Source organism: Pantoea sp. BL1, assembly GCF_000963985.1.
GTDB classification, from domain to species: Bacteria; Pseudomonadota; Gammaproteobacteria; order Enterobacterales; family Enterobacteriaceae; genus Pantoea; species Pantoea rwandensis_B.
Window position 1 is genome coordinate 50149 of sequence record NZ_JZRH01000020.1, and the last position, 21627, is coordinate 71775.

General features: G+C 49.7%; 13 protein-coding genes and 1 pseudogene. 9 read left to right on the plus strand and 5 right to left on the minus strand.

Features of this window, described 5'->3' with window-relative positions; translation table 11 throughout:
- Positions 1-57 precede the first annotated feature (57 nt).
- On the plus strand, positions 58-1005 hold the full coding sequence (prs, locus tag VH86_RS11515; protein ID WP_034824282.1) for a ribose-phosphate diphosphokinase: 948 nt from the start codon (positions 58-60) through the stop codon (positions 1003-1005).
- A 224-nt stretch (positions 1006-1229) separates the two neighbouring features.
- Positions 1230-2405: a GGDEF domain-containing protein gene (locus VH86_RS11520; protein WP_045832944.1), complete on the plus strand. Its 1176-nt coding sequence runs from the start codon at positions 1230-1232 to the stop codon at positions 2403-2405.
- Here the strand turns inward: VH86_RS11520 and ychH are convergent.
- Complete coding sequence (ychH, locus tag VH86_RS11525; RefSeq protein ID WP_045816019.1) at positions 2402-2677, minus strand: stress-induced protein YchH; 276 nt, start codon at positions 2675-2677, stop codon at positions 2402-2404. The genes VH86_RS11520 and ychH overlap by 4 nt on opposite strands.
- A 259-nt stretch (positions 2678-2936) precedes the next feature.
- Between ychH and pth the strand changes: the two genes are divergently transcribed.
- From pth to VH86_RS25735, 5 genes and pseudogenes are all read left to right on the plus strand, one after another.
- Complete coding sequence (pth, locus tag VH86_RS11530; protein ID WP_038646426.1) at positions 2937-3524, plus strand: aminoacyl-tRNA hydrolase; 588 nt, start codon at positions 2937-2939, stop codon at positions 3522-3524.
- A 111-nt stretch (positions 3525-3635) separates the two neighbouring features.
- The gene (gene ychF / locus VH86_RS11535; RefSeq protein ID WP_034824290.1) at positions 3636-4727 is read left to right on the plus strand and encodes a redox-regulated ATPase YchF; all 1092 of its coding nucleotides are present in this window, start codon (positions 3636-3638) and stop codon (positions 4725-4727) included.
- 261 nt (positions 4728-4988) lie between these two features.
- Positions 4989-6096 (plus strand): annotated as a pseudogene (locus tag VH86_RS11545) (IS3 family transposase).
- 240 nt (positions 6097-6336) lie between these two features.
- Complete coding sequence (locus tag VH86_RS11550; protein ID WP_045832946.1) at positions 6337-9966, plus strand: ATP-binding protein; 3630 nt, start codon at positions 6337-6339, stop codon at positions 9964-9966.
- A gap of 536 nt (positions 9967-10502) precedes the next feature.
- A complete protein-coding gene (locus VH86_RS25735) occupies positions 10503-10892 on the plus strand; it encodes a hypothetical protein (RefSeq protein WP_045832947.1) in 390 nt (129 codons plus the stop codon).
- A gap of 201 nt (positions 10893-11093) precedes the next feature.
- Here the strand turns inward: VH86_RS25735 and VH86_RS11560 are convergent, their stop codons facing one another.
- From VH86_RS11560 to VH86_RS11570, 3 genes are read right to left on the minus strand one after another with little or no spacing between them, the layout of a single operon-like run.
- The gene (locus VH86_RS11560) at positions 11094-13292 is read right to left on the minus strand and encodes a DEAD/DEAH box helicase (RefSeq protein ID WP_045832948.1); all 2199 of its coding nucleotides are present in this window, start codon (positions 13290-13292) and stop codon (positions 11094-11096) included.
- Entirely contained in the window at positions 13289-14605 is a 1317-nt protein-coding gene (locus VH86_RS11565; protein WP_045832949.1) for an ATP-binding protein, read from the minus strand. Before VH86_RS11565 ends, VH86_RS11560 begins: the two co-directional genes overlap by 4 nt.
- A 3-nt stretch (positions 14606-14608) precedes the next feature.
- Entirely contained in the window at positions 14609-16918 is a 2310-nt protein-coding gene (locus VH86_RS11570) for a TerB N-terminal domain-containing protein (protein WP_045832950.1), read from the minus strand.
- Positions 16919-17945: 1027 nt separating this feature from the next.
- Here VH86_RS11570 and VH86_RS11575 point away from each other — a divergent pair.
- Both VH86_RS11575 and VH86_RS11580 read left to right on the plus strand, forming a co-directional pair.
- Positions 17946-18923 carry a DUF1852 domain-containing protein gene (locus tag VH86_RS11575; RefSeq protein ID WP_045832951.1) on the plus strand — a complete coding sequence of 326 codons (978 nt, stop codon included), beginning with the start codon at positions 17946-17948 and terminating at the stop codon, positions 18921-18923.
- Positions 18924-18950: 27 nt separating this feature from the next.
- Positions 18951-19979 (plus strand): methionine synthase, encoded by a 1029-nt coding sequence (locus VH86_RS11580; RefSeq protein WP_045832952.1) that lies wholly within the window; start codon positions 18951-18953, stop codon positions 19977-19979.
- 118 nt (positions 19980-20097) lie between these two features.
- On the opposite strand, the gene VH86_RS11585 is transcribed toward VH86_RS11580, so the two are convergent.
- Complete coding sequence (locus VH86_RS11585) at positions 20098-21510, minus strand: 6-phospho-beta-glucosidase (RefSeq protein ID WP_045832953.1); 1413 nt, start codon at positions 21508-21510, stop codon at positions 20098-20100.
- Positions 21511-21627: the final 117 nt, after the last annotated feature.

A 21627-nucleotide genomic window follows, 5' to 3' on the forward strand; every position in this document is an offset into this window, starting at 1 on the left:
TTCGCCGGTTACTTTTGAAACGTTCATTCTCTGGACGCCAAGCCTGAGGTTCTTCTCGTGCCTGATATGAAGCTATTTGCTGGTAACGCCACCCCGGAACTAGCACAACGTATTGCCAACCGCCTTTACACTAGCCTCGGAGACGCCGCTGTCGGCCGTTTCAGTGATGGTGAAGTAAGTGTACAGATCAACGAAAATGTACGCGGTGGTGATATTTTCATCATCCAGTCCACCTGTGCCCCCACCAATGATAATCTGATGGAGCTGGTTGTGATGGTCGACGCGTTGCGTCGGGCTTCTGCTGGTCGTATTACTGCTGTTATCCCTTACTTTGGTTATGCCCGTCAGGACCGCCGCGTGCGTTCTGCTCGTGTGCCTATCACCGCCAAAGTGGTCGCCGATTTCCTCTCCAGCGTAGGTGTTGACCGTGTTTTGACGGTTGATCTGCACGCCGAACAGATTCAGGGCTTCTTCGATGTCCCGGTTGATAACGTGTTCGGTAGCCCAATCCTGCTGGAAGATATGCTGCAGATTGGCCTGGAAAACCCGATTGTGGTTTCCCCGGACATCGGCGGCGTCGTGCGTGCGCGTGCTATTGCTAAACTGCTCAATGACACTGACATGGCTATCATCGATAAACGTCGCCCGCGTGCGAACGTTTCTCAGGTGATGCACATCATCGGTGACGTGGCGGGTCGTGACTGTGTACTGGTCGACGATATGATCGACACCGGCGGTACGCTGTGCAAAGCAGCTGAAGCGTTGAAAGAACGCGGTGCGAAACGTGTCTTCGCTTATGCGACTCACCCAATCTTCTCTGGCAACGCGGTGGAAAACCTGCGTAAGTCAGTGATCGATCAGGTTATCGTGTGCGATACCATTCCACTGTCAGACGAGATGAAAGCGTTGCCAATCGTGCGTACCTTAACGCTCTCTGGCATGCTGGCCGAAGCGATTCGCCGTATCAGTAACGAAGAGTCCATCTCCGCAATGTTCGAACATTAATACATTGCATGAAACCGGGCCCCGCGCCCGGTTTTTATTTCTGACCATCCGCTTCATTTACCGATTAAGCCGCTTTCAGCGCAGATATTTTCGCGATAAATTTCGTTAAAACTCGCTATTCTCCCTGCCTTACACTCTTTTCAAACGACATGCGATGCTTCGCTTTAGCGGGCCATTGATTAGTGGTATTTTCTCCACACTTTTTTCTGAGAACTCCGACCACTATGACTCTCGACATCTACACGCTGTTTGTTTGCGAGCTCTATGTGCTGGGGTTTTTGAGCATTATTTTGGTGTTCGCCTGGGTAGGTGCACAGTACGATCGCGTGCTGGGGTTCACTACGCTGGCGCTCACGTTGACCCTGATGGCGGTCTTCCTCAGCAGTCTGCGCAGTGCTGGCTTTGTTTTTCTCCCCATTGCTGTTGGCAACGTGGTGATGCTGCTGGCCTACGGCAATCTGCTCAATGCTTTCCGTGCTTTCTGCAATAAGCCCTTAGGCTTCAGCTGGTTAGCGGGCGCACTGTTATGGGCCATTCTTTGCACGTTCCCACAGTTTTATGCCAGTCAGCCTAAACGCGTTTTAGTGCTGTGCCTGCTGTGTATCATTTACACCGGCGCACTGATAAGGTTGTTATGGCAATCACGCGATGCCCTGCAAGTGACTTTTTGGCCCGCACAGATGTTGCTATGGATCCATCTGTTGTTTCACGTGGCGCGTATCTTCCTTGATGACGCCATCGCCACACCGGTGCGCGGTGCAATAGCAGGTTCGAGTTTTTCGGTTTATGTGATTCTGGAGTCCATTCTGTTTGTGATTGGCCTGACTTTTACCATTCTGGCGATGGTCAACGAACGCACGCAGATAGCTCACAAACGCGCTTCGCTTCACGATCCCCTGACCAGCGTCTGGAATCGTCGCGCCCTGTTCGAGCAAGCCGACAGATTAGTTTTACGCAACACGCGTAATCCGCAACCCCTGGTTTACTCGGCCGTGCTGTTTGATCTCGACCATTTCAAAGGCATCAACGATCGTTACGGCCATCAGCAGGGTGACCGCGTATTGATCGATTTTTGTCAGGTGGTGCAGGCGTTATTACCCGCAGAGGGTCACTTCGCCCGTTTGGGTGGCGAAGAGTTTGCGGCGATTTTACCAGGCGATAGTGAAGCTGCGGAACGTGTGTGTGAGCGAATCCGACTGGCCACGCAGCTCTCACAGCCTAACGATGTTTGCTACACGGTGAGTATTGGCTATGCCACCGCTTATCATCGCGATCACACCTTCCCGATTTTACTCGGGCTGGCAGATGAAGCGTTGTATCGTGCAAAAGCCAGTGGCCGTAACCGCGTCGAGCGTTATTTCGTGCAGTTACAGCCGATGCAGGAAGCGGCTCTCTCTTAATGTGAGGAGTGATCGCGGCGGCAGCGTTTGTCACCGTAATGGCGCAACCAGAAGTAACGGTCTTCAACACGCTCACGTCCACTGACACGCGCGCCGACCAGCCACAGCAGTGCCCCGACAAAGATACTGAACATGGCACCATGGGCAAGAAATTGCGGCAGGTTTAACGCAGGCAGCTGATTAATAATGGAATAGCCGACGCCTAACACCATCGTCAGTAAACCTAAACACATCAGGCCATTACCTAAATAGCGGCATTGTTGACGTTTCATGATTCACCCCCATCCTTATGAAAAAGCAAAACAGCACGTATGGTTAACTTGTCATAAGTTTAGGCAATGACCGCAGGTTAAGTTGCGGGCAGGATCACACATCCTTCACAATTTCTGACATTTCTTTACGGCCAGAGGCTTGATTTCGATAGAAATTGATAAGTCACTCAGAGGTATCATCTGTGCTCAGCACCCTTTGTCATCGCCGCTTGCAGGCAGTAAACTATCGCCCTTTCCGCAGCAAGACAGGATAAACATCGTGAGCAGCATTAAACTGATTGTGGGGCTGGCCAATCCCGGCGCTGAATACGCCGCAACGCGTCATAACGCGGGTGCCTGGTATGTGGATTTGCTGGCCGAAAGACATAATCAGTCGTTAAAAGAAGAGCCAAAATTTTTCGGCTATACCGCGCGCCTGTCACTGGCGGGTGAAGATGTGCGCCTGTTGGTGCCCACTACCTTTATGAACCTCAGCGGCAAAGCGGTGGGCGCGATGGCGACGTTTTATCGCATCGCACCGGAAGAGATTTTAGTGGCACACGATGAACTGGATCTGCCTCCGGGCATCGCCAAATTTAAACAGGGCGGTGGACACGGCGGACACAACGGTCTGAAAGACATCATCAGTAAACTGGGCAATAACAACAATTTCCATCGCCTGCGGGTTGGCATTGGCCATCCCGGCGATCGTAATAAAGTCACCGGCTTCGTGCTGGGTAAACCCCCAGCCAGCGAGCAAAAGCTGATTGATGATGCCGTGGATGAAGCGGTGCGCTGTACTGAGTTGTGGCTGAAAGAAGACAAAATCAAGGCGATGAACCGCCTGCATGCGTTCAAGGCTGGCTAAGGCCAATTCCCGCGCCGCAGAAGGCAATTCTGTGTATAATGCGCGAAATTTTTTGAATCTGTCGGCGCTGCCAGCCAGTGCCGCACACTCAGTGAGAAAGGTAATCAGACCATGGGATTTAAATGCGGTATTGTGGGCCTGCCGAACGTCGGTAAATCCACCCTGTTCAACGCGCTGACCAAAGCGGGTATCGAAGCAGCCAACTTTCCGTTCTGCACCATCGAGCCTAACACCGGTGTGGTGCCAATGCCCGATCTGCGCCTCGATCAGCTGAGCGAAATCGTTAAGCCGCAGCGTGTTGTGCCGACCACCATGGAATTCGTCGATATCGCCGGTCTGGTGAAAGGCGCATCCAAAGGTGAAGGTCTGGGTAACCAGTTCCTGACCAACATCCGTGAAACCGAAGCTATCGGCCACGTGGTGCGTTGCTTCGAGAACGACAATATTATTCACGTTTCCGGCAAAGTGAACCCGGCGGAAGATATTGACGTCATCAACACCGAACTGGCGCTGTCCGATCTGGATACCTGTGAACGTGCCATTCAGCGTTGCCAGAAGAAAGCCAAAGGCGGCGACAAAGATGCTAAAGCTGAACTGGCTGCATTAGAGAAGTGCCTGCCGCACCTGTCCGAAGCTGGCATGTTGCGCGCGCTGAAACTGGATGCAGACGAGAAAGCGGCCATCCGCTACCTGAGCTTCCTGACCCTGAAGCCAACCATGTATATCGCCAACGTTAACGAAGACGGTTTTGAAAATAACCCTTACCTCGATCAGGTGCGTGCGATTGCGGAAGCCGAAGGTTCAGTGGTGGTGCCAGTGTGCGCAGCCGTTGAATCCGACATTGCTGAGCTGGATGACGAAGAGCGTGACGAGTTCATGGCGGAGTTGGGTCTGGAAGAGCCGGGTCTGAACCGCGTGATCCGTGCAGGTTATGCCCTGCTCAACCTGCAAACTTACTTCACCGCTGGTGTGAAAGAAGTGCGCGCATGGACCATCCCTGTGGGTGCGACCGCGCCACAGGCTGCCGGTAAGATTCATACCGACTTCGAGAAAGGCTTTATCCGCGCACAGACCATCGCGTTTGATGACTTTGTCACCTACAAAGGTGAGCAAGGCGCGAAAGAAGCCGGCAAGATGCGCTCGGAAGGTAAAGAGTACATCGTGAAAGATGGCGACGTGATGAACTTCCTGTTCAACGTCTAAATAAAATCTGCTGTCTCATCAGGTTTCGCTGAATCTCATAACAACAGAAAAACCCTATAAAATCCACGCAATTGCGTGGATTTTTCATTTCAGAATGTCTCAATTCATCTCGTAACAACGCTGTCAAAAATGAGTACTTTGATGAGTACAACAATCTTCCATCTTCATTTTAAGTGAGTACTGACCCTGACCCGAAATCCTGCTCCATTCAGAAACAGAATTCCGGCATGATATTCACTTCCCTGAGCGGAGGTTGTGCCGATGAAAAAGTCACGATTCACCGAAGAGCAGATTGTCTTTGCCCTGAAGCAGGCTGAACTGGGTACGCCCGTACCGGAAGTCCGCCGCAAGCTGGGCATCTACGATGCCACGTTTTACACCTGGCGCAAAAAGTACGGCGGGATTTCTCCTTCAGAACTGAAGCATATGCGGCAGCTCGAGGTGGAAAACCTACGCCTGAAGAAGCTGGTTGCAGATTTGAGCCTCGACAAGGCCATGCTGCAGGACGTTCTGGCAAAAAAGAGCTGACGCTGGCACGCCTGCGCGTGTGGGTCAGGGACTTGCAGACCCGCTACAGCGCCAGTGAAAGACAGGTTTGTTTCGCGCTTAAGATCAGCCGCAGTTCGTTCCGTTACCGCTCTGTTGCGGCTGACGACTGCGCGCTGCGGCTGCGCATCAGGGAGATAACCGAAACCCGCGTCCACTATGGCTACCGCAGGATTCACGTCATGCTGAAACGGGAAGGCTGGCGCGATAATCACAAGCGTATTTATCGGCTTTACAGCGAGCTGGGATTATCGCTGCGGTTAAAACGCCCCCGCCGCAATAAATCTGCGCTGAAACGTCAACCCCAGCCGCAGGGGCTGTATCCCAATCACTTATGGGGAATGAATTTTGTCTATGATGCGCGGTTTGACGGTGGGCGGCTTCGCCTGCTGACGGTAATCGATCTCTACACGCGCGAATATCTGGGCATCTGCGTAGGCCAGAACCTGCGCTCTTCAGAAGTGGCTGGGATGCTGAATATCATCGCGTTGAGACGTCCGTTACCGCAGCTCCTAAAACAGATAATGGCTCTGAATTTGCGGGAAAAATGCTGGATAAGTGGGTGTACGAACGTGATATCCGGATTGACGTCTCACGGCCAGGTACGCCCACGGATAATGCCACGGTGGAATCATTCAACGGCAGGTTGCGTCAGGAGTGCCTGAACGAGAACTGGTTTATGTCCATGGAGGATGCCCGGCGCAAAATCGAGGCTTGGCGCATACACTATAACCAGAATCGTCCCCATTCTGCGCCGGGGTGGATGACCCCATCCGAATTCGCCGAAAAATCTGCAGGTTGCCAGAATAAACAGCCAACCTGAAGCCGGTTATTCCTGATTATGCAAGGATCATATTCGGGGTCAGGGTCACTAGCCATCAACCATCGAGTCATATACCAACGAACCTGCATTATATTGATTTGCACACAGTGCGTCTTCACACGTAACCAGCCATCCCACCGAGATCTGGATCTGTGTCAGGAACGCAAGTTAATACATTTAGAAATCAAGCAAATTAGCATAATATCTCTTTACTGAAGGGATATGGAGCCGCAGAAATAAATGAAGACACGGCAGTATGCGCAAAAATCTATCTTCGATCTGGAAACAATCTTCGAACAGTCCCGCAACAATGTTAGTGAACTTGAACAGCTGTTGAGCGAGCTGACCTTTCGCAACACTGCCAGGGCGCGGACGCTGACGTCTAAAATCGAGCAATCTCTAACTGCACTTAGCGACCGCAGCGAGGTCGCCATGTCGGCTTCCAGCCCATCAACATGTAATCCCGGTTCGGCGTCCATACAATTTTCTCAAGCTGTGCCCCACAATGCACCTGCAGCTGTAGAGCAAATGCAACCGAAGGCTATCCCAGACACTGCCAAGCGACAGCAATTCGACAAAGGCCAAATCGATCTAGGTCCACTCTCGTCTTTCTCTCCGTCGGATAAGGCGAATGATGCGCGAGCAATACTGGCAGCATGGACAGCCCTCGAAGCACTATCGCCTCAAGGTTATAAACGCCCAGAGGATATGGCAACCGGCGACCGCTCCAGGGTTGCTCTATTGGAGCGAGGTGTTCCATGGGGACCAAATGCCCGCAGCAAGCCCAGTTATAAGCTTTATTTCGAGATCGTCCTCGGCTCCATCGCTCTCGACAAGGCGACGGACGAGCTGGTCGAGGTTTTTGGCGAGGATGAGGAGCGTTCACGCCCGGACGGTAAGAAAGCGGCCATCGGCTCGATCCTGATCGACAAAGAAGGCTATGTGCTTGAGGACAAAGGCGTTGCCGTTTCCAGTTTTGCCTGGGCACTCAAGCCGGCTCTCGACCAGAAGCTTGGGAGCTTAGGGAATTGGCCGAATGTTGAACCGCGCATTATCGAGCATCTGGATCGAATGGTTCGCCGCCACAACGAGGATGGAGAACCCATACCGATCGATTTGGATGTCGTTCTTAACGCTTATAAATGGCTTGTGTCTCAGTTCGGTGTACCCGAGCATTTGGTTGAGCCACCCACATTCGCGATTAAGGTGTTTCATCATTTCAAGACCAAGGCGCCGCCTGAACCTTCGCTACTGAATTCCTTCTATCTTGAAGATCTCGGTGAAGCAACCAAATTGCTCGAGACGGGCAAAGCCGGAACAGGTTTGCGCCGCTATATGGGAATTGGCAGGCCTGACCAAAAAATCGACGTGCTATCGCCCATTTCCGCAGTTGAGCCATTCGTCGCACCGTCGCTCATGCCGCAGGCTCGTTGGCCTTCGAAAGGCGGCCATCCATTGGTACTGCTTCAACAGGCTGCCGTGAATGCGGCGCGTGCTGAGCTGAATGATGCTTCTGGTATCATCGGTGTCAATGGGCCACCGGGTACTGGAAAAACCACTCTTCTGCGAGATATTGTCGTTGGATGCATTCTTGATCGGGCCACAGCGATGTGCGGCTTCAACAAACCGCAAGATGCCTTTTCCACAACAGGCGAGAAGCTGGCATTCGGCTCCAATGCCTTCCTACACTTCTACAAGTTACATGCATCCTTAAAGGGCCATGAGATCGTTGTTGCGTCCTCCAATAACAAAGCGGTCGAGAACGTCAGTAAAGAGCTTCCTCTCAAGGAAGCCAATGGTCGCCATGGACAAATCGCCTATTTCCGGTCCATCAGCGACCTGATTGCGAACCCCAAACGCGTCGGCTATTTCGAGACCGACGCCGAGGGTGACATCCCCTCCGACCCTGTCGAAACTTGGGGGCTGATCGCCGCAGCTCTCGGCAAGAGCAGCAACCGAGGCGCGTTCCAGCAAGGTTTCTGGTGGAATGAAGACGGTGGTTTCCTTACCTACCTGAAAGCAGCTCGCGGCATAAATGTCATGCGTGAGATCAAGGACGAACGAACTGGCAAAATCATCGATCGCGTAATGCCCAGCGTGGTAGTCAATGAGCGGCCCAGCACCAACGAAGCGGATGCTGCTGCGACCTGGCTGAAAGCGCGAACCGCATTTCTTAAACTCAAGGTAACGGTAGACGCCGAAATCGCCAGCATCGAAGAGATGCGACGGGATATCCAGGCGCTCAAGGGAGCGATCACCGAACTTCAAAGGGCTGAAGAGCGTCGACCGAGTCTGAATGAAGCCGTCGAAGAGGCACACCAGATTGCTGAATCCTGCCAACGGGAGCATGAGAAGGCAAAATCGCAGATCGAGCAGGATAAGATCATGCTCGACAGCCATCTTGCTGGCCGTCCAGGTTTCTTCTCCCGTTTGTTCGCGACTGCGACCTGGAAGTCGTGGAGATCGACACTGCAGAAGCTCTCGGCGACCTTGCAGCAATCAGTCTTACGGGCGCAGGAGACAGACGGTGCCCTGGAGCTTGCAAGGGCTGAGTGGAACAATACTGAGTCCCAGTTACAGCAACTCGACCAGGAAATTTCCAGCAAGTGTCAGGCTGCCTCGAAATTGAAGGCAACCGAGGCAGAGGCACGAAACCGCATGGGAGACAGGGTCGTTGATGAGAGATTCTTCGAGCGCGAGCACGAGGCTATCCACCTGACTGCGCCATGGCTTCCCGATGAGGTTCATCGCCTGCGGGAGGATCTGTTCGCCGCTGCCCTGACTGTGCATAAAACGTTCATCGATGCTTCGGCCAGCCGCTTGCAACACAATCTTGGGCTATTGATGTCGGGCATGGTGGCTGGTGCCTTCCAGTCTTCCGCTCACCGTGAACTTCTCCCCGACCTTTGGTCGAGCCTTTTCATGGTTGTGCCGACCGTGTCCACGACATTCGCCTCTGTTCGGACGATGTTCGGGGATCTACCACCAGAGAGCATTGGCTGGCTTCTGGTAGATGAAGCGGGCCAGGCCGTTCCTCAGGCAGCAGTTGGAGCTATCATGCGGGCAAAGCGCTCCATCGTGGTAGGTGACCCGTTGCAAATCCCACCTGTAGTTTCACTTCCTGAAAAGCTGAACGCCGAAATCTGCAAGTTCTTTGACATTGACCAAGTCGAATGGTCTGCCCCCGCTGCATCCACGCAGACCCTTGCTGATCAGGCATCGCGCTTCAAATCCACCTTCGTCATGGACGTAGGTGATCGAGAAGTCGGGCTGCCACTCCTCGTTCATAGGCGTTGCCAGAACCCAATGTTCGACGTTTCTAACTCCATCGCGTATGCCAAGCAAATGGTCCATGCTGTCGGACCTAAAAGACCTGGATCTATCGGCTCGGCATTGGGGAGATCTCGCTGGGTGGATATCAATGGCGATGCTGAGACGAAGTGGTGTCCCGATGAGGGCGAAGCGGTTGTACGAATGCTAAAAGAGCTGGCAGCATCGGGCATTGCAAATCCAGACGTATTTATCATTACACCATTCAAGATCGTAGAGCAGAACATGCGTCGGCGTCTCGACAGAGAAACCGACCTGCTGCGAACGTTCGGCGTAAAGTTGGATGAGTGGTGCCGTGATCGTGTAGGCACGATCCACACGTTCCAGGGCCGAGAGGCGGACACGGTCATCCTGTTGCTGGGTGCGCCGAAAGCGAGTCAGCAAAGGGCGCGTCAGTGGGCGGCAAGCCCGCCAAACATAATCAATGTAGCCATCTCACGCGCCAAGCAAAACCTGTATGTGGTCGGCTCGGTTGCTGCATGGGCAGGGGCGGGCACTAGTCTGCAGGTCCTGCATCGGCAATTGGCGCAATCAGTCTGACAATCTCCGATGTGGCCCTCATTGTTGAGGGCGCATCGCGAACAATCTGCAACCTACGTCAGTATCGGACCGGTCGCTACATGTCAAACACTGACATTGCTCACATAATATTCTAGTAGTCATTATCCAACGCCCATCCGAGCTTGATAATTCTTATAGCTCCACTTATATCCACACTGAGGAATAACCTCTGACAACGCTAAGGAGCACGATTATGGGGCTTAAACCTGGTCCAAAACCAATTGCAAAATCAACAGGAAAACCCGATCAACGCAGACGTGATAATAAGGATACACCCGGTAATACCCCAGGACTGAAACCAAGCAAATCAACTGGGAAGTAATCGTTCAAGGGTATGGATAGTTCATCTATACCCTTATCTCTTCAAATCTGTCGGCTTTAGCCCGCTTAGTGCCAAAAGCAGTCGTTGATAAGTCCGCACTGCAGTAGATTAAGGAGTTAAAGCACTCAGGTTGACGCTTAGGTAAGTTACTCTCTATTGATGAAAGTGGCCTAAAAGGCATTTAGGATACTATATGATTGAAAAACTGGTAGGTATTGAGAGTGATGGCTTTTGTTTTAAAAACAGAATGCTGGTAGATTTCAAATATTCGTCAAGCATGTTACAGATTACGCTATCTTCAACTGAAAAAAGCAAAGGAGATGAAATTGAGATAGTTTTTGAGTGGATACATTCTTTTCGCGTGACAGATGAAGGTGATTTATTAAAGCGCCAAGCTGAATTCAACGGAAAAATGCTTACAGGATTTTATGAAATTGAAGGGTCGAAATATTTGCATTGGTTTAATAATCAAAGTGCTAATATCCATGATAATGATAGAATAATTCATTACTTAATCGTTACAAGTGAAGATGTTATTGATGTTTTATCTTCTGTTAAACCATCAATAGCTTACTGTGGATAAATATAACAGCTATCAGATAGGTTTTTCTATCAACAGTTAATCCCTTCATGATTATGGCGGAGACGGTTTAAATGTCTGCTACTCGCTCAAAGCAGACCTTATGACCTCGATTTCTTGCAGATCCGAGCCAAGAGTGAACAATGATATCATCAATTGGCCTCAATCTAGAGAGGGAACGGATCCCCTTTATGTGTAGCCAGTTTACTGAAGGTGCTGCTTCAACCAAATACGAGTACCTTCAATGTCATACGCTTTTTCCCCATATCCTTTCGCAAGCAGAGACTCTGGTAAGTATTCGTCATATTTATCTAAATACTTTTCTGGAACATTTACAGCAAGATCAAACGCTGAAGGCAAGCCTGACAGCAGCATACCTTTAAGTGCCTGTTGAACAGAAGCGACACTTGAGCCGTCAATTTCTATAATTCCAGCCAATGAATTAGCTTTAAAACCACAGCGTATGAGCAAGGCTGTAATCGTATTGACAACTTTATCCCCCATCCAGGGTATTACGTAACAGTGTTGTCCACTCGTAATAAAACACTCATTTTGAAGTTTAAAACGCTGAAAGTTACTACAGCCTTCCGCAAATAGGTTTCTGGCGGCAGTATCGGCATAATCTACTTTCTTGCTACCTATTGCTATGCGGTAATCACCTTCCCTATAGATAGCGAGCATTTCCTGACGAACGGCATCATGGACAGACATTCCTCCCCCATTAAATTGTGGTGGCTGACCGCCTTTGGTTGCCTCTACATAGATAACTTTTTTCTCTGTCTCGATCTCTGTCACTTTCCAGCGCCGCCCACCGAAGATGATGTGTTGGTCTGGTAGCAGTGGGGAGTCCACAGGCACTGTTCCAAGGGTTCTGTTTCCGGTGACAATGCGGAACTCTTCTGGTGTATTGAACACGGCATAAAAAGTGTAATGGTTAGTCAGTTTCTCCCCCTCTACCCCAACAACCATTTCGCCACTAGCGAGTTGAGTGAGTAGCCCACATGCTCCCATATGTTTAAGCAGGCTTTTGAAATCGTTTAAATCTACATTTCTGAACGGCCCTGTCTGGCATAGTTGTGACCAAAGCTGGTCGGCACGAACTCCACCCCATTGTGCGGTAATTGCAAGAATCTGGTGTAGCAGCGTGGAGTAATGCATCTGCCGGGAATCGGCAGGCTCAAACCATTGTTTAGAGATCATCAATCTGATCATTGCCATCGACTGCACCAACTGGAGTCGTAGGTGATCAACGATACTACTACTCACAGTAAGCTCATTTTCTGTAATTAGCATTCTGAGTACTGATGGGGAGTCGCGTCGCCCAGAACGTCCCATACGCTGACGTAGACTGGAAACAGAATGCGGAGGCGTAACTTGTACAACCGACTTAACCTTACCGATATCAATTCCCAACTCGAGCGTCATTGTACAAACAGCTGTTGTGGGCAAATTTCCTTTCTGAAGACGAGATTCAAGCGCCTCACGTAATTCTTTGGCAAGGGAACCATGGTGGGGGAAAAATTCATTCGGAACAATTTGTTCCTCACACATGTCGCTCAGCGTTGCCGCAATGCTTTCAGTGCGCTTTCGGCTGTTTGCAAAGACTAAATGAGAATCGCCACGGCAAAGTCTAAAAATGTCAGCGCAAACGTCATGTTCAGCTGAAATCTGAAGTTCTTCCTCTTTTTGGATCACTCGCTCCAGGTACCCTTTGACCTGTACCTGAAGAGTGGCCGTGCTATTACTATCTGTAACAGTTACGCAGGGGAGTCGTTTGTCCGGGCGCAACATTTCGGGCACTTTCTCCAGTTCCCCCAGCGTGGCACTCAACGCAACGCGGGGAATTGGATTTACCTGGCGACCTAGCACATGGTCAATTCTATTGAGCAGAGAAAGCAGCTGTACACCACGCTCTGAGCCAATAAAAGCATGAAACTCATCAATAACGATGTATGCGACTGAAGAAAACGCCTGTTTGAGCCAGCCCATTGAATTTATGAGCAAAGACTCAAGTGACTCAGGTGTAATCAGTAAAATGCCAGCAGGGTTCGTCCGAGCCTTCTTCTTTTCGCTTTGTGGTACATCCCCGTGCCAGGGAGTCACTGGCATTTCCAATGCATCTCCAAGGCTCTCAAGACGACGGTATTGATCGTTAATCAATGCCTTCAACGGACTGATATAGACGATGCCAAATCCATTCGTGAGATCTGCAACTGCCGAACAGGCAGGAAGAAAGAAAGCCTCTGTTTTACCCGCTGCTGTACCTGCACTGATTAGCACGTCTCGATCACGGGCTAAAATTACCGGGATAGAACTCTCCTGCAAGGGCCTTAATGTAGACCACCCCTGCTTGTAAACCCACTTACGAACGCGGGGATCGAGGCTATCGTAGGCACTGCTCATAGTTTGAAGTTCGCCAGTCCGTCGTCGTCATCGCTTTCCTCCGTAGTGGCGTCATCCATATCGCTGGGCCTGTCCTCTTCAATCGCCACACCCTCGATTAGTGTTTGCCAGTTAATCGTTCTGTTTTGTTCCAGCACGGCAAGCATATCCAGAAAACCTTTTATGGTATTACGAGGGGTACGGAAGTAAGCGTCTCCAATGGTTTTACTACAGTGATGCAGAAATCCAGTCAGTGCCTCATCTGGTACCAGATAATTCTCTGGATCTCCACCTGCATAAACATGACGAAGATTTCTCAGCAAAATATACAGTTCCTCAGGGGTGAGGCTGGCAAGATGCAAAGTGGGGGATGAGTAGTCAATCACTCCTGCTTTTTGCGCGAACCGGTTTTCCGCCAGACGCGACTGGAGCGCCTCATAGCTGTAAAGACCTTTACGCGGATCGAAAAGAAACTCTGGCGTACCCCCGAGGATAAAACCAATGTTCTCGGCTGAGCCTTGCAGGCAGTCATTCAGGATCCGCAAAATCTGTTCGTAGTTCGCTGTTCTTGCTTGCGTATTATTCAGCTTAAAGAGGTTCACCATTTCGTCGAGGCTGACCAAAAGACCGGCATAGCCTGCCTGGCGGACAAAAAGGCTCATCAGCTTCAATGAATCATAGAATGAAGCCTCTGAGATAACAGTCCGAACGTCGAGATCGTTACGGGCATCAGTTTTGGTGGTGTACTCTCCCCGCAACCAGCGAATAGCATTGGATTTTAGCGTTTCGTTATCTTGCTCATGCCCGCGCCAGAATGCATCAATGACCTTCGCAAAGTCATATCCACCGACCATATCTGACAGAGCTGCCAGGCGTTTATGAATAACTGATGAAACCTCGAAGCCGTCCGTGTCCGCTTCCTTTCTTGCCTCCGTAACGAATCTTTCAACAACGCTAAGTAACGCATTACCATCCGGCTTATTTCTGGTGGACATGTTTTTCATAAGCTCTGAATAGAGGTTACGAGCCTGACCTCCCGATGAGTGAATACGTCTATCAGGAGAAAGGTCAGCACTGACTGACACCAGCTTCTTCTCTAGCGCAATAGAGCGCACAACACTCAGAAAGAACGTTTTACCAGAACCATATTCACCGATGATAAGTCTGAAGCTTGCCCCACCGTCAGCAATCCTCTCAATATCCTGATGGAGAGCGGTGATCTCATTCACACGGCCAACCTGGATATGCTGAATACCTATCCTTGGCGTTACACCTGATTTAAGTGACTGAATAATAGCGTCGCGTTCTTTCACTCTTATACGTGTTACAGACATTCACTATCCCTCTAATTCTTTGGCAATTTCCAGGTCAACCCAGATATCATCATCGGCATCGTCCAGTACTGGAGCATCAACCACCGCATAGGACCAGTCATTGATCACCTCAAGCGCACCGCCGAGCATCAAATTCAAATTTCCGCACAATTCTGTAGCCTCTTTTCGGGACCACTGTTCTTTCTCCAGCAAACTGCGATAAAGCTGGCTATGTGCGGAGTCAAGACCCCCCGCCTCCGTTAATGAGGCTGGAGCGCTTTCTGGCTCTTCCAGTTCTTCTTCGGTGAAAATTGTGTTCAGCAATTTACGAACATCATCCGTGGCAGATTCGTGGCGGGCAAGTACATTAGCATCCAGTGTGAACCCTGCTGCTGGCTGATCCGTTGGTAAAGACGAGACGAGACCATGTTCAGTTGCGGAATGCTGATGGATATTGCTCGAGACAGATGAGGGGTCCAGCCCCAAACTTGAATAAATCTTCTCAAGCTGTTTGATTTCGGCAGGCGCTATTGTCCCATCCGAACAGGCAACACTAACGATTATTTTACCCACAGCAACTTTTTCCGCGGTCCCCATCAACTCAATCCTGCTTTTCATTCCCGTCATATTGGCTGGGGTATGAAGCTGCCACGTTAAGTACGCATGTAGAGAACGCTTTTCATCATCGGTGAAGACAGGATTGTTGTTGATGGCATTCTCAAGCACTTTCTGTTCAGCTTGATCAAGAGAATCGTCAATCAAGGCGACCATCGCCCCTAATCTGAGCGTCATTACTGCTGAGATAAATTCAGGAGAAGGTGAGAAGCGTCCACCTTCGGCGGCAGGGAATAGAACAAGTGTCCCATCAACATCCGCCTTCACATGGTGATAACACGGGTCAGGTGCCAGACCGTAACCCATCTTCAGAGCAAAGGCCTGCATCAAGTCGGCCTCTTTTTTATTGATTTTAGTTGGACAGCCGGCATTCATATGTGCCCAAAAGTCAGCAACTGATACTCGCCCCTCTTTTTCGAGGATCGCCTCATCAGCCCAGCGTTTGAATGAGCTTAATATTTTTTCTGCGCTTTCATTAACGATCTCTGAAGGGAGCAACATAATTGCAGCCGTATCATTGACTGACGTACCTTTCCGGCCAAGGTAGCGACTGTAAGCATCAAGTTCATCTGTACATATGTCAGCAAGAGCCACAATTTTTTGGACAGGCCCCTTCAATGCACTTGGATCAGGCAGGTCAGGAACAGGAAGTCGGACACCTCGCAAACTAGGACTTGCTGGTGTGTAATCTAAACGTAGGCGCGTTTTATTCGCCTTAACGACCATCCCTTCACCATATTTGAGGGTGTAACGCCGTTTGAAAAGCGCAGCAAACTCTTTAGCACAGCGGCGAGCCGGGGTACGCAGTGAATACTCGGTATGGTTTATTACCCAGTTCAACGCCAGTTCAGCTGATACAGGAACTCCTTCATGTACAGTTTTTGCCAGAGTCAGCTTAAATTGCATGCCGTTGCTGAAACCAGAATCGCTATCGAGCACAGTGGTTAAACCCAAGTCCGGGCGCAGAATAGACATGGCTTCGAGCAATTGGGTCGAATATACACGGAAGGAGCGGTTCTCATTGAATACCGCTCTTAACCGAGCAACTTCATTGAACAGGTTGCTGAACTCAGCATCAGGGCATTTTTGGTCAGTGGAATCTACAAGCGCTTTTCTTTCCAGGCCGTAGAGGTAGATAAAAACATAGCCGATAGGACACGATGGATCAGACCTATCGCTGGCGAGCCAACTGACATACGCACCGCGTGCTTCTGGGGAAAGAGAGGAAAAACTGGGCCAGTATCCTAATGAACTGTCCTCGTAAAGATAAGAAGTAGGTTTTATCTTACATGTGTCATCAATTAATGATGCCTCACTTCCATCGTCATAATAGCCACCTGATTCTTGACCGGAGGGCTTCATACGTTGCCCCGCGTAAATGTGGCCACCGCTAATTGCTACACCGGCTACAGTTATCATCTCACCCGGAAGTACCCATCGAGCTAGTGCACCTGCTGATTTGGAGGTGTTCCGGTAATGATTGGTTGTCACCCGAACTTCAACACCCCGGCCATCGCTCAATGTAAAAGTTGCAAGGTTATCGTCTTCACTATCATTGTTTCGCACAACCGCCTCTTTTTTCTTGATGTCAGCGAGCCATTCTTTTGGCGGTGCTTTCACAGGGCTTGAAGCATAAGACTTTGGAGATTTACGTTTTTTCTTTCTAAAAAACAACAAGTAAATGACTAAAATCGCCGCCAGAAACTTCAATAACTCCATGATATATAACCTTAAAATCATTCCTCACGCACACTCATAAGCAGCAATGAAGGTTGAGCAAGTGGATTAATCTCAAAATAATACGTCTAAATCGTAAGGGTTCAAACCAAAATGCAATCAAAATTAATTTATTGATTTAAAGGAAAATAATTATTGATTAAGCATGCTTTTCAAGCAGAAATTTTGAAGGTATGCGAATGCTTGTGAGTCATTCGCATCAGAATGAAGTTGAATTGGTTCTGCATAAACATACGAGTAGCTGTTACATGGATGCAGAGCTGGCGGCAATTATCCTTATCTATTTGCTGTCAGAATTGACTCTGCTATCTCCATAAGACCGAACAGCACATACCCCAAATGTCCCCCCATATGCATGTATATTTTGGGGTGTGTCAATAGACACCTGAATACAAGCTTGAACTTGAATGTGCTGATTATAAAGGGTTTAAATGAACTGAAGGAGACTCTGAGAGATGCTTGATTGGTGCGATAAGAGGAGTCAAACCTATGACCTTCGCATTACGAAAGCAAACCAACTCCAAAATGAGTATTCTTAATGTTAACCTTTAATTAAAAAAACAAATTTCAATAAGATACGATAAATCTCACGGTTCAACGTCTATATTTAAGTCTATGATTTGATCATGTTGAATTAAAATCAGAAAAAAAAATCCACGCCTGGCGTGGATTTTTTATTTCTCATTAAGTAAATTCTTCCGCATCGCGCTCGCGTACCGTCACTCTCACTTTGCTTACCTCGCTGACCTATTCCACCGTCACCGCTCGCTTTTCCGCATCAATCCCCCCTTCTGACAGCCTTGATCCAGAGTGTGAGCCCGCTCATGAAATTGGCTCATGCAGCTTTGAAATTTAATCACTATCAATCGCTGAGGGACTCTGGCATAAAATTCGCATTGTTATTGACTTAAGACAATGTGAATTCTCCCGCAGGTGGTAGGCCAGGCATCAAGGCAACCCGTCTGAAATCGGGGAGGTTTTGCAGCAGAAATCAGGATACCCGAGCATCATGAGCAACGATTTTGCATTTTCAATTAAGAGCAGCGTTTTCGATGAGCACTACAACCCCTCTGAGAATACGCGTATCACCACGAACTTCGCTAACCTGGCACGAGGAACCAACCGCCAGCAGAATTTGCGCAATGCCTTAATGATGATGAACAACCGTTTCAACTCTCTGGCGCACGCGGATAACCCAAAAGGCGATCGTTATGCCGTTGAGCTGGAAATCATTTCTGCGGAAATTGATATTGAAGGCAATGGTAAAACCTTCCCGGTTATTGAGATACTGAAAACCAATATTGTTGATCGCAAAACTCAGCAGCGTACCGACGGTATCGTAGGTAATAACTTCTCCTCTTACGTGCGTGATTACGATTTTAGCGTGCGTCTGCTGGCGGCCAATAACAACCAATCCGGTTTCAGCCTGCCGGAAGGTTTCGGCGATCTGCACGGCAATATCTTTAAAAGCTTCGTTAACTCGGCGGCTTATCAGGAGCGCTTTAATAAAAAGCCGGTGATCTGCCTGAGCGTGTCGAGCAAAAATACCTATCACCGCACTGACTATCAGCATCCGGTGTTGGGCTTTGAATATCAGCAAGATGAACTGTCCCTCACCGACCACTATTTCGGCAAAATGGGCTTGCAGGCGCGCTATTTCATGCCTGAAAACAGCGTCGCGCCATTAGCCTTCTATTTCACCGGTGACTTGCTGAATGATTACACGGATCTGGAACTGATCGGCACCATCAGCACCATGGAGACGTTCCAGAAGATTTACCGCCCAGAGATTTACAATGCCAACTCTGCCGCAGGCCAGTGCTATCAGCCAAGCCTGACGCATGGCGACCATTCATTAACGCGCATTGTTTACGATCGAGAAGAACGCAGCCAGTTGGCAATTGAGCAGGGGAAGTTTACGGAAGAGCACTTCATCAAACCCTATCAAGAAATTCTTGAGCAGTGGTCTGCACAATACGTTCTTTGATTAAGCCAATATAAAAGGTTATTGATTATGAAATTGTTATTGCCTACTTCAACTGCAGGAAGCTTACCGAAACCGGCCTGGCTTGCTCAACCTGAAACGCTGTGGTCGCCATGGAAACTGCAGGGTGATGAATTAATCGAGGGCAAAAGAGATGCTCTGCTGTTATCCCTGCAGGATCAGCAATTAGCGGGCATTGATATCGTCAGTGATGGCGAGCAAACGCGCCAGCACTTCGTCACCACCTTTATTGAACATCTCAGCGGCGTTGATTTTGAAAAGCGTGAGATTGTGAAGATCCGCAATCGCTATGACGCCAGCGTGCCAAGTGTCATTGGCGAAGTGGTGCGTAAAAAGCCGGTGTTTGTTGAAGATGCTAAATTCTTGCGCCAGCAAACCAAACAACAGATTAAGTGGGCTTTGCCAGGCCCAATGACCATGATCGATACCCTCTATGATGGTCACTACAAAAGCCGTGAAAAACTCGCCTGGGAATTTGCCAAAATTCTTAACCAGGAAGCGAAAGAGCTAGAAGCAGCCGGTGTCGATATTATTCAGTTTGATGAACCTGCATTTAACGTGTTCTTCGATGAAGTGAATGACTGGGGCATTGCCGCACTGGAAAGAGCCGTTGAAGGTCTGAAGTGCGAAACCGCCGTGCATATTTGCTATGGCTATGGCATTAAAGCGAACACCGACTGGAAAAAGACCCTCGGCACCGAGTGGCGTCAATATGAAGAAGTGTTCCCTAAACTGCAAAAGTCTTCTATCGATATCATTTCGCTGGAAGCCCAGAATTCGCGCGTGCCAATGGATCTGATTGAGCTGATCCGTGGTAAAAAAGTGATGGTCGGTGCCATTGATGTGGCGACTAACACCATTGAAACCGCGGAAGAAGTGGCTAACACCTTGCGTAAAGCGCTGCAGTTTGTGGATGCCGATAAGCTTTATCCTTCGACCAACTGCGGTATGACGCCACTGTCGCGCCGCGTGGCCAGAGGCAAGCTGGAAGCCTTGAGCGCGGGTGCAGCAATCGTCCGTAACGAACTCACCGCGTAATGCTGTTCGACTCACCGCCCAGCAGGACGGTGAGTACTTTACTTCGGTGCCCAGCGATGTTCATCCGGGCACCCTCTTCCGTCTCCTGCCTGCATCATCCAATCCAGAAAAAACCTCATCACGCCCTGTGCGCATGTCTGTCGGCCAGTAACTGATCGACGAAAGCGACGATTTCCGGTTTGGTTTTCTCAATCTCGGCAATTTTACTGGCGAACTTCGGCAGATAGTCTTTATGGGCATACAACAATTGATCCAGCACTTTTATCGCCGTTTCGCCCGCCGGAATCAGCGGATTAATCGTGAAGGCGTGTAATGCTGCGCCGTAATCGCCACTAACGGCCGCTTCAATCACCGTTTCTTCCATGGCTTTCATTAACTGAATCATGCCCCGCGCCGCAGGCGGTAACGCTCCCCAACGCAGCGGTTCTGCGCCATGAGAAGTGATGGCAGCGGTGACCTCCACCACGCAATCAAACGGCAAATCGGCAATCGCGCCGTTATTGCGCGTTGAGACTACCATTAATTTTCCGCTGTTATTTTGAATCGAAGCAATCAGATCGCAAGCCGCATCGCTGTAATGCGCCCCGCCCCGCTGACTTAACTCTTCAGGCTTATAGTTAAGATTGACGTCTTTATATAACTCGAACAGCCGCGCTTCGGTTTTCTTCACCACTTCAGCGCGAGTTTCATACTGTTCGAACTCCTCGATGGCATGGGCCAGCATCGGTTCCTGCAAATAGTAATAGCGGTGATAGCCGCAGGGCAGCAGGCCGAGATGTTTCACCTGGTCATAGTTGAACGGAATCTGATGAATATTTTTCAGCCCTTCATCGCTTTTTTCCTGCTGCTCTGGCGAGTAGATTTTATCAATCAGTTCGGCGGTGCGTTCATTGCCCTGCTGATCCCAGACGCGATGCCAGTGGAAATGGTTAAGACCGGCAAATTTGAAATAGAGATCTTTCTCTTCCACACCGAGTACGCTGCTGGCCTGCGTGATATGACCGAACGGCACATTGCACAGACCGACGGTTTTTTCCCACTTGCCATATTTAATCGCCGCTTCGGTCACCATGCCTGCCGGATTAGTGAAATCCACCAGCCAGGCATGAGGGCACAATTGACGCATATCCTCGATAATATCGAGAATCACCGGAATCGTACGAAACGCCTTAAATATTCCGCCCGGACCGTTGGTTTCTTGACCCAGTAAACCATTGGCCAACGGAATCACTTCATCTTTTAAGCGCGCATCCAGCAACCCCACACGGAACTGCGTGGTCACGTAATCCGCATCCTTTAACGCTTCCTTACGATCGAGAGAAAGATGAACCTGCCAGTCGAGTTTGGCGGCCGCAATCATGCGCTTTGCCATACTGCCAACAATTTCCATCTTCTCTGCGCCGTCCTCAATATCCACCAGCCACAACTCGGCAATCGGCAACTGCGCCTGACGCAGGATAAGCCCTTCAATCAACTCTGGCGTGTAGCTGGAACCCCCACCGATAGTGACAATCTTGATCTTATTTGGCATAGGATATAACTCCGTTTGGTTGCAATCAGGTGAGTCAACAGCGCCGTTTCAGGCAGCGTTACGCCTCACCGCATGGATGATATTTTTCCTGGCTCAGGTTCATGTTATTTATTCAGC

Coding starts and splice junctions, on each gene's coding strand:
- VH86_RS11520 (WP_045832944.1), top strand. CDS start 1,230: ATGACTCTCGACATCTACACGCTGTTTGTTTGCGAGCTCTATGTGCTG.
- ychH (WP_045816019.1), bottom strand. CDS start 2,677: ATGAAACGTCAACAATGCCGCTATTTAGGTAATGGCCTGATGTGTTTA.
- ychF (WP_034824290.1), top strand. CDS start 3,636: ATGGGATTTAAATGCGGTATTGTGGGCCTGCCGAACGTCGGTAAATCC.
- VH86_RS11550 (WP_045832946.1), top strand. CDS start 6,337: ATGAAGACACGGCAGTATGCGCAAAAATCTATCTTCGATCTGGAAACA.
- VH86_RS25735 (WP_045832947.1), top strand. CDS start 10,503: ATGATTGAAAAACTGGTAGGTATTGAGAGTGATGGCTTTTGTTTTAAA.
- VH86_RS11560 (WP_045832948.1), bottom strand. CDS start 13,292: ATGAGCAGTGCCTACGATAGCCTCGATCCCCGCGTTCGTAAGTGGGTT.
- VH86_RS11565 (WP_045832949.1), bottom strand. CDS start 14,605: ATGTCTGTAACACGTATAAGAGTGAAAGAACGCGACGCTATTATTCAG.
- VH86_RS11570 (WP_045832950.1), bottom strand. CDS start 16,918: ATGGAGTTATTGAAGTTTCTGGCGGCGATTTTAGTCATTTACTTGTTG.
- VH86_RS11575 (WP_045832951.1), top strand. CDS start 17,946: ATGAGCAACGATTTTGCATTTTCAATTAAGAGCAGCGTTTTCGATGAG.
- VH86_RS11580 (WP_045832952.1), top strand. CDS start 18,951: ATGAAATTGTTATTGCCTACTTCAACTGCAGGAAGCTTACCGAAACCG.
- VH86_RS11585 (WP_045832953.1), bottom strand. CDS start 21,510: ATGCCAAATAAGATCAAGATTGTCACTATCGGTGGGGGTTCCAGCTAC.